General features: G+C 34.7%; 12 protein-coding genes. 7 read left to right on the forward strand and 5 right to left on the reverse strand.

Annotation, left to right across the window (positions count from 1 at the left end):
• Positions 1–17: 17 nt before the first annotated feature.
• The 3 genes from VCM44_RS11825 to VCM44_RS11835 all read left to right on the forward strand — a co-directional run bounded on the left by VCM44_RS11825 (position 18) and on the right by VCM44_RS11835 (position 3,216).
• A complete protein-coding gene (locus VCM44_RS11825) occupies positions 18–608 on the forward strand; it encodes an energy transducer TonB (protein WP_115361590.1) in 591 nt (196 codons plus the stop codon).
• A gap of 76 nt (positions 609–684) precedes the next feature.
• Positions 685–2,718 carry a TonB-dependent receptor domain-containing protein gene (locus tag VCM44_RS11830; RefSeq protein ID WP_334678884.1) on the forward strand — a complete coding sequence of 678 codons (2,034 nt, stop codon included), beginning with the start codon at positions 685–687 and terminating at the stop codon, positions 2,716–2,718.
• Positions 2,719–2,733: 15 nt separating this feature from the next.
• Entirely contained in the window at positions 2,734–3,216 is a 483-nt protein-coding gene (locus tag VCM44_RS11835; RefSeq protein ID WP_115361586.1) for a hypothetical protein, read from the forward strand.
• Positions 3,217–3,258: 42 nt separating this feature from the next.
• Here VCM44_RS11835 and VCM44_RS11840 read toward each other — a convergent pair whose 3' ends face one another.
• The 4 genes from VCM44_RS11840 to VCM44_RS11855 form a co-directional block, all read right to left on the reverse strand.
• Complete coding sequence (locus tag VCM44_RS11840) at positions 3,259–5,652, reverse strand: methyl-accepting chemotaxis protein (RefSeq protein ID WP_334678886.1); 2,394 nt, start codon at positions 5,650–5,652, stop codon at positions 3,259–3,261.
• A gap of 161 nt (positions 5,653–5,813) precedes the next feature.
• On the reverse strand, positions 5,814–7,199 hold the full coding sequence (gene fumC, locus VCM44_RS11845) for a class II fumarate hydratase (RefSeq protein WP_334678887.1): 1,386 nt from the start codon (positions 7,197–7,199) through the stop codon (positions 5,814–5,816).
• Positions 7,200–7,282: 83 nt separating this feature from the next.
• Positions 7,283–8,383: a methyl-accepting chemotaxis protein gene (locus VCM44_RS11850; protein ID WP_334678888.1), complete on the reverse strand. Its 1,101-nt coding sequence runs from the start codon at positions 8,381–8,383 to the stop codon at positions 7,283–7,285.
• A gap of 138 nt (positions 8,384–8,521) precedes the next feature.
• Entirely contained in the window at positions 8,522–9,058 is a 537-nt protein-coding gene (locus VCM44_RS11855; protein WP_334678889.1) for a hypothetical protein, read from the reverse strand.
• 184 nt (positions 9,059–9,242) lie between these two features.
• Between VCM44_RS11855 and VCM44_RS11860 the strand changes: the two genes are divergently transcribed.
• From VCM44_RS11860 to VCM44_RS11875, 4 genes are all read left to right on the forward strand, one after another.
• The gene (locus VCM44_RS11860) at positions 9,243–10,535 is read left to right on the forward strand and encodes a pyridoxal phosphate-dependent aminotransferase (protein WP_115361580.1); all 1,293 of its coding nucleotides are present in this window, start codon (positions 9,243–9,245) and stop codon (positions 10,533–10,535) included.
• Positions 10,536–10,588: 53 nt separating this feature from the next.
• Positions 10,589–11,152 carry an AAA family ATPase gene (locus VCM44_RS11865; RefSeq protein WP_334678890.1) on the forward strand — a complete coding sequence of 188 codons (564 nt, stop codon included), beginning with the start codon at positions 10,589–10,591 and terminating at the stop codon, positions 11,150–11,152.
• A 171-nt stretch (positions 11,153–11,323) separates the two neighbouring features.
• Positions 11,324–12,070, forward strand: coding sequence for a helix-turn-helix domain-containing protein (locus VCM44_RS11870; RefSeq protein WP_334678891.1), 747 nt, complete (start codon positions 11,324–11,326; stop codon positions 12,068–12,070).
• 33 nt (positions 12,071–12,103) lie between these two features.
• A complete protein-coding gene (locus VCM44_RS11875; protein ID WP_334678892.1) occupies positions 12,104–12,520 on the forward strand; it encodes a DUF3703 domain-containing protein in 417 nt (138 codons plus the stop codon).
• A gap of 8 nt (positions 12,521–12,528) precedes the next feature.
• Here VCM44_RS11875 and VCM44_RS11880 read toward each other — a convergent pair whose 3' ends face one another.
• Positions 12,529–13,506 carry a 2-hydroxyacid dehydrogenase gene (locus VCM44_RS11880; RefSeq protein ID WP_334678893.1) on the reverse strand — a complete coding sequence of 326 codons (978 nt, stop codon included), beginning with the start codon at positions 13,504–13,506 and terminating at the stop codon, positions 12,529–12,531.
• Positions 13,507–13,583: the final 77 nt, after the last annotated feature.

Genomic DNA, 13,583 nt, shown 5'->3' on the forward strand with positions numbered 1-13,583 from the left:
TGATAATAATAGTTCATATGCGCAAAAACACTTTTTTATATACAGCAATCATATCAGCAGGTCTTCATGGCCTGCTGCTTTTTGCATCTTCTACTCAAAGTAAAGAAGATAGCGCAAATCTTCATTATTCAAAGAATCAATCTCAAAGAATTCAAGTTAAGCGTATAGTTAAAATAAAGAATAGTCTTGAACAAAAGGTAGAAGAGAAAGTTGTAAAGAAGGCCAAGAAAGTTGTTTCTAAAAAAAGGAAGGTTGTAAAAGAGCATAGTCTTGAAAATGCACCTAATCCAAAAAAAGTCGTTAACAGTGGACAAGAAACGCAAAAGGCAAGATATCTAAAGAGAGTCAGAGATGAAATTCTTGCAAGAAAGCGCTATCCTAAAATTGCAAAAATGCTTAAAAAACAAGGTGTTGTGGATATATACTTTGAAGTCTCATACCCAAAGAATCTTTCAAATATTCGAATTAAAAAAGGTAGCGGCCATGCCATCTTAGATAAGTCGGCCCTTGAAACCATAGAAGACTTAAACGAGCTGCCTGAAATGCCTGACTTTTTGAAGTCTGAAGTTCTTAAAATTGCGATCCCAATTAAATACGAATTATTGTAAAATCAATATATTGTAATATCTAGCAAGTGCTTGAAAACCATTCCAAAAATTGGTTCATTTATGGTAGTTTGCTTCCATGATAAAAAAGTTTGATGGCCAATACACTCCTGTATTTTCAATAGTTTTATTAGGCCTTCTCACAAATTCACCTATTCTTGCACAAGACGTAAATCGTCTTGAGTCGATTTATATTACCGATGAAATTGAAAGTGCCCAAGAAGTTCAATCTAAAACTCTAGGCTTACAAGATGAAGTGAGCTCTGATGATTTAGAAGAAGAGGTTGCACAAAGTTTAGATGATGTCTTAAAGAAAACAGCAAGTGCCACAACAAAAGGTGGACCGCGCTCAATCGGTGAGACTCCTCAAATTAGAGGGCTTGAAGCAAATAAGATATTTGTTAATGTGGACGGTGTCAGTCAAACCTTCTTCTTTTCAAACCACAATTATTCACATCTTGCTATTGATCCAGACAGTATTAAAAAAGTAGATATCTTCAAGTCGAATACAGATTATTCTCAAGGGATTAGCCTTGGTGGAGGAATGTCTTTTGTCACAAAGGATGGGCGAGACTATTTGGCCAGAGGGGAGAAAGCTGGAAGTATTTTAAAGTACTCATATGAAGAAGCCTCTAATTTAAATGGGCAGGCCATTAAGACATTTGGTCTTATTGATAAGGGAGACTATCTCTTAAGTGCCAATGTAAAAGATGCAAAAGATATCAAATTAAGTGATGGAACGACGCTTAGAAATTCAGAGTTTGAAAGTTTAAATTTCTTGTCTAAGTTTTCTTTTGATTTAGGAAAGGCAAGGAGATTAAAAGTATCTGGAGAGCTCTATGAGCTAGAGGATGATTCGCCTCTAAATGCAACTCTAGATCCACCAAGCTCCCTTACAAGTCTACAGGGTAAGACAAATATCAAAAGGCATGCTGCAACTCTAAATTATATATCTACTGATATAAATGGATTAGTTTATTATTCTGAGCAATTCAATAAACAAGAGCGTGATAGTGATAATCGCACTGAAGAAAGAAATATCGAAACGATTGGAGCAAGAGCAAAGAAGAAGTTTAAAATCAATGATGAACTTTCTTTCTTTATTGGCTCTGATGCAACGATTGATAATGTGACTGGTAAGAGCTCAAATGAGAATGTCTCAGATTATCCAGATGGACAAATAACAGAACTTGCTGCCTTTGGAGAAGTTAATTATAAAGTTGGTGGGGTGACAATTGCTCCTGGGATTCGTTTCAGTGACTATGAGCTAGAGTCTAAGAAATTTGATTATCGTGATGTTAAAGATAGTAATCTATCATCAAAAGTTTTAATTAATTATGAAGTAGGTGGATTGAATCTCTTTAGTAGTCTTTCTCAAGGTTTTAATAGTCCTGATGTTCAAGAGGTTTATGCTACAGGGCTTCATCGTCCAGGAGATGGTTTCTTTATCTCTGATAATTACTTTGTTTCCAATTTAAACCTAAAACCTGAAACATCTGAAACAATAGAGCTTGGTGTCGAATTTAAAAAACAATTATTTTCAGATTATGATTTACTCACTTTTAAGGCGAGTGGCTATAAATCTGTTGCGAAAGATTATATTGATCAAGAGATCACTGATTACGCAATTGTGGACGGTAAAAACGGAACAACGCAATTTGTAAATCGTGATCGAGTTTCATTGTATGGGCAAGAAGTGGAAATCGGTTATCTCTATGACCAATTAGAGGTTCGTGCAAATTACTCAAGAAATGTCGGTTGGGATGAGTCCAGAGAGATTTGGCTTTCAAATATGCCGGCCAATACATATTCATTTGGTATTAATTATCATCTTGATCAATATGGAATTAAAGTTGGATACGATGCTGTAATGGCAATGAGACAAGATCGAGTTAATCCAAATACTCTTGAGCGTACAACTGAGACAGCAGGCTATACACTTCATAATATCTTTGCCTCGAAAGAGTTTAGAAAAGGTGCCCTTGAAGGGATGACGCTAACAACAAGACTTGATAACTTAACTGATAAGTCATATCGTAGACATGGCTCTTATATTCCTGAAGTAGGACAAAATTTTAAATTAAGTATTCAATATAAGATAAAACATTTTTAACAATTCGGAGTTTTTATGAAAACACTTTTGGCCTTATTACTTACGGCATCTAGCTTTGCAATGATTCCACAGGGGACTTATCTTCTTGATCGTATTGAATGTACGACAGGTGAGACTCTTAAACTTGGAGGTGCATTCATGAGATACAATGTAACTCTTAAAGTTGAAGAAGAAAAAGCTGAAATGACTGCAATTGCTAAGAGTGCAAAGTGGGCACCATATCTTCTAAACTGTACTCAAATCAATTCAGGAGATTTTAAATATGTTGGGCCAGGTCAGTACCAAGGTGGACTTGAAATGTCTTACGTAGATTGTAACCTTGGAATATGGGAAGGAATACTTAAAAAGCAACACTTTGGTGTAGAATCTAATGGCTCAATCTTTGATTACGAGTACAACGATGGAAAGCTTGTTCTAAGTGTAAAAGACACTTTTACAAATTATAAGACATGTCGCGAAGCTGGTGGATCACCAATATACTACTACAATAAAAAATAAAAATTTTATATAAAGCGTGACTTTCGTCACGCTTTTCTTTTTCTAAATAACATCCTTAAAACGAGAGTCATTAGAGTCGATATCAGTATCCACTAACTCAAGCTTCTTCTTTGGTTGAGTATAGGCATATTGGTTATTACTTCTTCCATATTGCTGTTTCTGCGCTGTTTCCTTGGTGCTGTGCCCAAAAACGATGGTTTGGATTTCTTCTACAATACGAGAAAGGTCATTGGATTGACTTTTAAGTTCAGCAGCTTTTGAAGATGATGTATGTGCAATTGTAGTATTCTGTTGAGTTACAACATCGAGTTGCTGAATTGCTGTCGTAATCTCGTTTACACCGGCCGATTGCTCAGAAGAAGATGCTGCAATTTCTTCAACTGATTGGTTAACCATTGTAAAGCTTTCTAGAATTTCTGAAAGAACTTCATCACATACTTTTATCTCTTTAAGACTCTCATTAACAGAGTCTTTCCCTTTTTCTATCGAAGAGGCCATTTTCTCTTTTGAGCTTTCAACAGTAGAGTTTACTTGTTCAATACTCTTTGAGAGCATCTCTGTAATCTCAAGGGCCGCTTGCCCACTCATAGAGGCCAGTCCACCAATCTCTTCTGCTACAACAGCAAAGCCCTTTCCATGCTCACCTGCTCGAGCAGCCTCTACAGATGCATTAAAAGATAATAATTTTGTTTGGAAAACAATATCATTAATAACTTTTGTCTTCTCTGAGATTTCATCAATAATCTTAGTCATATTTTCGATCTCGACATTATTTTCTTCGACATTCTTTACTAATTCATCGTTATTTCTATGAATATCTTCGATCTTATCTCGAACGCTACTTACATAACGTTTCCCTTCTTCTGCTTTTGCCTTACTATCGTTTGATAGTTGTTGAGTTGAATTTGAATTATTTGAATTCTTTTCAATCATCGCCGAAATCTCAGTTACTGAGGCCGAAGTTTCTTGAAGACTTGCCGCTTGTTGCTCAGTAGCTGCAGAGAGACTTGTTGAACTCTGTGAGAGAGCATTTGCAGAACTTAGAACATTCTCAGAACCACTTCTAAGACTTTCTGAAAGTTGAATCAGTGTCGAAGCGATTCCTTTTGCAAATGTCAGTGCTAAGATGAAAATAAGTATCGTTGATATAATAATAAGTGAGAAGATAACTTTCTCTACCGCATATAGAGATGCGAGAGCTTCATCTTCATCCATTTCACTTAGAATGTACCATTCTAGAGATTCAATATTAAGTGGGCGGTATGCACTTAGAACACTGATGTCACGGTAGTCTTTAAATATATCAAAGCCACTTTTTCCTGCTACAACATCATTGGCCCCTTTTGAGTTAATTTCTACACCTAATGCTGAGGTTTTCTTAGACTTCATATAATTTATATTTTCTTCACTAACACCTAAATTTGTCATTAAGCTAAAGAATAAACTAGGTGACTCAACCATTGTGCGTGAGATACTTCTCATGACTTTGTCTTTGCCTATAATATAAGTCTCTCCTGAATCTCCTTGACCCTGTTGCTTCCACTTCTTCCTACTTGTGAGGATTGCATTTACTTTTTCAACAGGTACTTGAAAAATAAGAGCTGCAATAATTTCACCATTACTATAAATTGGTGCAGAAATGAATTGAGCAGGCGATTCATAGCTTGGATAATATTTTTGTATCTCAGTAAAATGAACTTCTTTATCTGATTTTGCATTAACGGCCTTTCTGTAAGCTTCACCAATACCTAGATTAGAAAAAGCACCATCTTTTAAGCTTGTTGCAAAGTCAATTTCCTTAAATACTGAATAAACAACATTTCCACTCTTAGCGTCGGCAATAAAGATATCGTAGTAACCAAACTTATTTAAATAAGTTTGAAAGGACTTATGATACTTTGCATGAGCTTTCGAATAAGATGTTCCATCATTTAATTTATGAAGTTGGTCTTTAGAACCTAGAGGATGTTTGTTACTGCTGATGAATGCATCTTGCATAAGAAGTTTGTTCTTATCTAATGAGTTAACAAAATCACTCGTACGATTAAAGCTTTTGCCTATATTTGTATCATTGAACTTCTTTCCAAAATCGTTTGTATAGAAGCTTGTAAGTTTTGATTTAGCTTGATTTAAATCTTTCTTACTTTCAATTTCATATGAAGAGAATGCTGAAACAAATCGGTTGGATGCTTCAATTGTCGAATTATTATGGGCAAGGGCCGAAACTTGATTGGCCATAGTTTTATACAACTCTTCTAGTTGAAAACCCTTAGATTCTCTAATTGCAAGTAGCTTCTTTTGTGCTTCTTCTGTGAGAGCATCTGTTACTTGACCAATTACAACAAAGGTAATGATAAGAGAAGGAAGTACACCAGCAGCTAAAAAGCCAATCACTAGTTTCTTCTTTAATGAAAAGTTTTTAAAGTTCATCGACATAGGCCTCTTTAAAATATGTATAAATTGTTAATGTGAAATTACCTATCGACAGTGATAACTATCTACTTAAAACTTTTTTGGGTTTTTCATTAACAAAGAAACTCATTTTATTTAAGAGCACCTAATTGAAACAATAGATTTAGTTTCGTTGGAAAATTTATTTAAGGATGAGTCATATCATGGGGCTTAACAAGCTTCTCAAACTCTTCACTTGAAAGAATTTCAAGCTCAATTGCAGACTCTTTTAAAGTAATTCCTTTATGATGAGCATTCTTAGCTATTTTGGCTGCGTTATCATAGCCAATATGTTGATTGAGTGCTGTAACGAGCATTAGAGAATTATTTAGATGTTTTTCTATATTGTCTTTATTTGGCTCGATTCCAATAATACAGTTATCGTTAAAAGATTCCATTGAATCAGCAAGAAGATTTAGGGAATGAAGAAAATTATGAATCATGACTGGTTTATAGACATTGAGTTCAAAGTTTCCTTGAGATCCAGCAAAGCCAATGGCCGCATCATTTCCTAGTACTTGGACACATACCATCGTTATTGCCTCGCATTGAGTAGGGTTCACTTTTCCTGGCATAATTGATGAGCCCGGCTCATTTGCAGGAATAGATATTTCTCCAATTCCACAGCGTGGTCCACTTGCAAGCCAACGTATATCATTGGCAATTTTCATAAGAGCTGTCGCAAGTCTTTTCATTGCACCAGATCCTGCAACAATTGCATCATGTGCTGCTAGTGATTCGAATTTATTAGCAGCCGTAATAAACTTCTTACCTGAAATTTCTGAAATCTTTTTAGCGACTAAGTCTGCATAGTCTGGGTGAGTGTTTAGACCTGTTCCTACAGCTGTTCCACCAAGAGCCAATTCTCTTAAGTTATTTAGAGTGTATAAAATGTCTTTCTTTGCACTTTTAAGTTGTGCTGTATAACCAGAGAACTCCTGACCTAAAGTTAGGGGAGTTGCATCCATTAGGTGAGTTCTTCCAATCTTAACAATATCTTGAAAGTCTTTTGTTTTCTCATCAAATGATGAAATAAGTCTTTCGAGACTAGGAATAAGCTTATCTTCAATTTGCTCAACAGCGGCAATATGCATAGCTGTTGGAAATGTGTCATTTGAAGACTGTGATTTATTAACGTCATCATTTGGGTGGATAGGTGATTTACTTCCCATCTCTCCACCTGCTAATTCAATTGCGCGGTTTGAAATAACTTCATTGGCGTTCATATTTGTTTGAGTTCCAGAGCCTGTTTGCCAAACGACAAGAGGGAAGTGCTCATCTAATTTGCCAGCAATTACTTCATCAGCGGCTTGAATGATTAGATCGACCTTATCTTTAGATATCTTCTTAAGCTCTAGATTGGCCAGGGCCGCACCTTTTTTTAGAATACCTAAGGCACGGATCATTTCTCGAGGGAAATGGTCTGAGCCAATTTTGAAATTTTGAAGTGAGCGTTGGGTTTGAGCACCCCAGTAGTGATTAGTTTGAACTTTAATTTCACCATTACTATCTGTCTCAATTCGATAATCCATAAGCATCCTTTTCGTCTTTTTTGGATTATCTCATGCTAAGAAATAGAAATCATCTTAAATATACTACTGTATTATAGTCGAGTTTAAGCACTTCGCTTCTTCTCATCTAAGATTCGATCAAGCCCATCAAAAACACCTTCACTTGCTCTTTCCATCTCATTAATGCCATCTGTAATATGCTCAATATTTTCTTTTACATTACTTAGATAGTCGAAGATATGCTTTGTGCCATTGTGGACGTGGGCATGGTCACTTTCGATGTGAGAAAAACAACTCAGGTGTGAGAAGCTCTCTTGACCTTCTCCTTGGTAATACCACTTACCAAGACGACAGTTATGGTGGTCAACAAAGTCGAATGTAGGCCTCTCTTCAATAATTGAAATATAAGTATTAATTTTCCAAATGACATGATCTAGTTTTGCTAAGCTCATAAAGATCTCATCATTAGTTGCACTAATATCATTAAGTGCATTTTTATTTTTCACCGTTGTATCTGCAATAGTAGTATTGAAATTATCAATTCGAGTATTAATATCTTTTGTTTTTCTCAAGGACTCTTGTGCTGACTCTTGAAGTGTTTTAGATATTGTTGTGAAGTAATCAGTTTTCTCTTTAATATGATTGAGTAAGTCTGTCGTAGAAGTTGCAAGTTTTTGGACTTCCTCTGCAACAACAGCAAATCCTTTTCCTGCTTCTCCTGCTCTGGCCGCTTCAACGGAAGCATTAAATGAGAGCATCTTTGATTGAAAAGCTATTGTAGAAATTCCTTCAATCGCTTCTAATATTGCATTTACCCCTTCTTCAATATTAGTTGAGGACTTTGAAGTATATTCCATATTACTTTCTAGGCTCATAATATCATCTAAGATCTCTTTAGAGTCTTGGCGGATTTCATCCATTGAAGAGTCAACCTCATTGAGCTTTTCTAGCGCTTGATAACTATTTTCAACAGAGTCACCCATATTCCCTTGAATGTTAGTTAGACCTTCTTTTAACTTGTAATTTTCATTTTCAAGAAGCGCTATCTTTCTCTTTAGAAAGTCATTTTCAACTTCTAATGTGTTTACACGTTCAAGGTTTTCTTGAAGGGTTCTCTCTTGAACAATTTGTTCCTGAATAAGAGTTTTAACCTTCTCATTTTCAACTTTCTTTGAGTGTTGCTTTCTAAATTTTAGTATTCCCATAAACCTCTTTTCGGCTACTGTTGGGTCTACATTAAGAAAAAAGATATGATTTTTATCAAGAAATAAAGGAATGCTATTTAACTAACATCCCTTCTAAATATATTTATTAGTCTTTAATACTGATGATACTGAAATTTATTAGTTCTTACTGATTGATTTTAGAATTCTTTTCTCAAGTGCTGGTTTTGTTAATCCAGTTCTTCGTGCAATTTTTGTTGCCTGATCAAGGCTTAGGCCTTCTTCTAAATGTAGGTGAGTGAGGTACCATGCAGAAACTCTATTTCCACTTGAGCAGTGAATATATATTTTCTTATTTGGATTATCCTTTATAAGCTTAGAAACCATTTTTAAGGATCTCATATTGATTTCTTTCTTATTATTAAAGAAAGGAACGTTGTAATATCTCAGGTTTAATTCTGAAACATACTTTGCTTCATTGTAGTCTTTAAACTCATTTGGGTTTCTTAAGTTTACAACTATTTCATATCCTTCTTTTTTTACATTATTAAGGTCTTCTTTTGTTGGCTGTGCTGCAATTGCAAGATTATCTACATAGACAGTATTTTGAATGACTTGGCTATCGCGAACTTCTTTTGATAACTGAGCTGAGCCTGAGTCAAAATTTGAGCAAGCTGTGAGAAATAGAGCAAATGTTAATATGATAATTCTTTTCATTGAAATCCACCTTTATATAATTCTAACTTAGATCATATTACGTATAATGCGGAAATAATTTGATAGAAATCAAATATTCTTTGATATTTCATCGTCTAAGGTATTAATAAAAGGATATTCTTTCTTATAATCTTCGGAAAAAGTTTCTGATTGCCACTCGTTGTATTTTATTTAAAAATTTATTATGAAAAGAAAAACACAGCCAATTCTAAACCCAAATGTCTTAAAATTAAAAGAATCCGCAACTCTTGCAATTAATATGCGTGCCAGAAAGGCCAAAGCAGATGGCCTTGATATTTGTCATCTTGGATTTGGCCAATCACCGTTTCATGTTCATGAAAAAATACAATCTGAACTCGCTAATAACTCACATCAAAAAGATTATCTACCAACCAGAGGTCTACCTAAGCTTTGTGAATCAATTGCAAATTACTATAACCAAAAATTTGAATACAACTTGGATGAAAATAGAATTTTAGTAGGGCCAGGGAGTAAGGAGCTAATCTTTCAAGCATTATATGTTTTAGAAGGTCCTGTAATCGTACCTGCCCCTTCATGGGTTAGCTATGGTCCACAATTAAATATCAAAGGTCGAGAAATTGACCCTGTGATTACGAGTGTCGATAATTCGTATAAATTAACGGCAAGTGAACTTGAAGAAGCATGTCAGAGACATATTGATGAAAAACAAAAAATTCTGATCTTTAATAGTCCTAGTAATCCAACTGGGGCCGTTTATAACAAAGAAGAGATTGAAGAGTTAACAAGAGTTTGTCGTAAGCATAATGTTATTGTTATTGCTGATGAAATCTATTCATTAATTAATTTCTCAGGAAGTAAGTTTGCAAGCTTTCATCAAATATATCCTGAAGGAACACTAATCTCTAGCGGATTATCTAAATCTCACGCTGCCGGTGGCTATCGACTAGGGTTCTTATATGCACCTGAGGGAATGGAAAGTGTAATTAAATGCTTAAGTGCAATGATTAGTGAAACATTTAGTGCCGTATCAGCTCCAATTCAGTATGCTGCTGTAAAGGCTTATTCAATAGATAATGATATTGATAATTATATAAGAACTTGTACTAGGGTTCATGAAGTTTGTGGAAACTACCTTCATGATCGTTTCAAAAATATGGGACTATCTTGTTCTCATCCAAAAGGTGCTTTTTACTTATTTCCAGACTTTGGAAGTTTTAAAGAGAAATTAAAAAGTAAGAATATCCACAACGATGTGGAATTATCAGAATTTATTTTTGAGAACTATAATGTTGCACTTTTGCCTGGTAGTGATTTTTACTTCCCTAAGGATGCGATGGCCGTAAGAGTCGCTAGCGTAGATTATGAAGGTGAGAATGTTTATAAAGAAGCAAGTCTTAAAGATTCAGATAGCCTAGATTATTCTTTTGTTGAAGCGAATTGTCCTCAACTTAAAAAAGCATGTGATCGACTAGAGGAATTTCTAAATACTCTATAAAGCTATGATAGAATGGTTAGTAGAGTTTAAATAATTCAGCATGGAGAGTAAAATTGAAAATTGTCGTTACAGGCGGACCAGGTGGTGGAAAAACTACGGCCTTAGATCTATTTAAAAGAGAGTTAGTCACTGCAAAACTTGCGATTGTTCCAGAGGCTGCTTCTTCGATTTTTCAATCTGGTGTTGAAAGAGATAAACGTCCTGAAGTTGTTAAAGATATTCAAAAAATGATTTACGATTATCAAGTCAACTTAGAGGCAATTTATGAAAAGCAAAAGAAAGACCATATTCTTTTGTGTGATAGGGGAACTCTTGATGGGCTCGCTTATTGGCCTGCTGGTGGAGACGAGTTCTTTGATAAAGTTAAATCAAATTATCATGACGAATTAGAACGATATGATGCTGTCATCTTTTTTGAAACAGGGGCATGTTCTGGTGGGGATATTACTTCAAATAATATTTACCGCAATGAAACGAATAATCAAGCTATCGAGTTAGACCGTAAATTAAAAGAAGTATGGTCAGCTCATCCTAATTTCTATGTTGTATCTAGTAGGGATTCATTTATGCAAAAGATAAATGAAGGGATTGAGATTCTAAAACACGTCGTAAAATAATAAGACTTTATTTATAAAATAGTCTCAACGTAATTTCAGTTGGTTATATTGTGTCCGGTAAAACTTTTGTCGTTTTGGTGCCGTAATTCGGTACTTTTGTATTGTTTCTTATTTAATGGTTCGGTATTGTGTATCTTACTTTTATCGGTTTAACAGATAGAGGAGATAACCATGAGAGATGAAATATTTATTGCTTTAAAAGAAGTTATTAAAAGTCGTGGAATGAATTATAAAGAACTTGCCCTTGAGCTTAATATGTCTGAGTCTGGACTAAAGAAGTTAATGGCATCAAAAGACTGTTCAATGAGTAAATTAGATCAAATCTGCGATATACTTGGGATGAGTTTTTCTGATCTCGTTGCTATTTCAAAAGATATTTCTGATGCAAATTTAGTCTTAAATAAGAAGCAAGAAGAGTTATTCTTAAAGCATCCAACACATTATCATTTTTTTACAGAGTTAATGGCAAATAATTATGAGTGGCAAAAGCTTATGAGCATATTTCAATTATCAGAGAAAGATTGTCATTCAATTCTAAGAGCTCTTGATAAAGTCGATTTAATTGAATTTGGATCAGGTAATAGGGTTAGGCCTTTATTTAAGGGAACTGATATTAGTATTTCGGCGCAACTTGGAGAAAAGGTTTCCTTCAGTATCGATCGTGCCTTCTTTGATCATGCACAAAGTGAATTTAAAGCAAAGAAGAGAACTTCTCACGGCGGGCGAGGAACACTTTATCTAAAGAAAGAAACTCTAAAAGAGATGCTTGATGCTTTCAATGAAGTGTCACACGAGTTTGCAAAAAGATCAAAAAGAGAAGAATTACTTTATGGGCGAGATGCTCTTGAGGAAGTGACACACTTAACATACGTTGCCTGTGGATTTAGGCCATTTGACCATACCTTTGATAGTAAATAATATATTGGTGAATCAAATACAGAAGAGAAGATAATGAATAGAGCATTAAAAAAAGCCTACTTTGTTGAAATAAATAAAGCAAAAGATCTTTATAATAAGAGGTTTTACGACCAATCTTTTAAAAACTTAGAAAGGGCCCATATATTGGGACAACAATCACTTCTTCCTCACCTTGAAACTCATTGGTGGATGTTTAAGATAGGGGTTAAGCAAAGTAATAATAAGGAAATATTTGGTCAAGCTTTAAGAATATTTGCATGTTTTCCTGGATATATTCTTGGATGGGTTCCAAAGGGCAATACTGGTGGCGCCAATATTAGTGCGGTTAAGCCGATGCCAATTCCAGAAGAGTTTTCTGATTTACTTAAAAGCTACTCTGTTTGGAGAGATGTCGCTATTAGGCTCACTATATTTATTAGTATTTTGAGCGCATACTTCTTAGTGAAATAATTTAGGCCCTATATTGAGTATTCAAAATTTTGACTTTCAATTGAATTAATACTTTTAAATGTCGTCTGAGCAATATTTGTTAGGGCCTCGTGAGTTAAAAAAGCTTGATGTGACGTAATAAGGGTATTTGGAAAAGTCATTAATCTTGCAAGATCATCATCTTGTAAAACATCCATTGAATGATCATCAAAGAATAGTTTTTCTTCTTCCTCGTAAACATCTAGGCCTGCGGCCAAGACCTTCTTTTCTTTTAAGGCCTTTATTAATGCTTTTGTATCAACCAATCCGCCTCGGCTTGTATTAATGAATACGACACCATTTTGCATCTTAGAGATACTAGAGTCATCGATAAGATGGTATGTATTATTGTTTAGAGGAATATGAAGTGAAATGATTTTTGAAGAAGCTAGAAGTGCATCGAATTCAACATAGCGAACTCCCAGTTCTTCTAATTCACTGTCTTTACTCAAGTCAAATGCTAAAACCTTACAGCCAAATCCTAGAGCAATCTTAGAAAATGCTTTTCCTATTTTTCCTGTTCCAATAACACCAATAGTTTTTTGATATAAGTCAAAACCAACTAGGCCATCGAGATTAAAGTTATTTTCCCTAACTCGATTATAGGCTTTATGAGTCTTTCTATTCAGAGTTAAAATCATGGCCATTGTATGTTCGGCGATGGCCTGTGGTGAATATTCCGGAACTCTCGTTACAGGAATTCCTTTTGACTTTGCGTGACTAAGATCAACATTATTAAAACCTGCACATCTTAGAGCGATAAGTTTAATTCCAAAATCACTTAGTTGATCGATTACATCTTTATTCACTTTATCATTTGTAAATACACTAACGACGTCATGACCTTTTACAAGAGTGACCGTATCAGAATTTAGTGGGCCACTAATAAAAGTAATAATGTGCTCATTTGCATAATGTAGTAAGTATTCTTTTTCAAAATTGTGGGCACTAAAAACAATTATTTTCATAATGATCTCATCGTTGGTGGTACTCTAAATACTATCATTTGAAATTAATATTGTGCAAACTCAAAGCTTTTCATATT

The sequence above is a fragment of the Halobacteriovorax sp. DPLXC-1 genome (genome assembly GCF_036903125.1).
Classification (GTDB): domain Bacteria; phylum Bdellovibrionota; class Bacteriovoracia; order Bacteriovoracales; family Bacteriovoracaceae; genus Halobacteriovorax_A; species Halobacteriovorax_A vibrionivorans.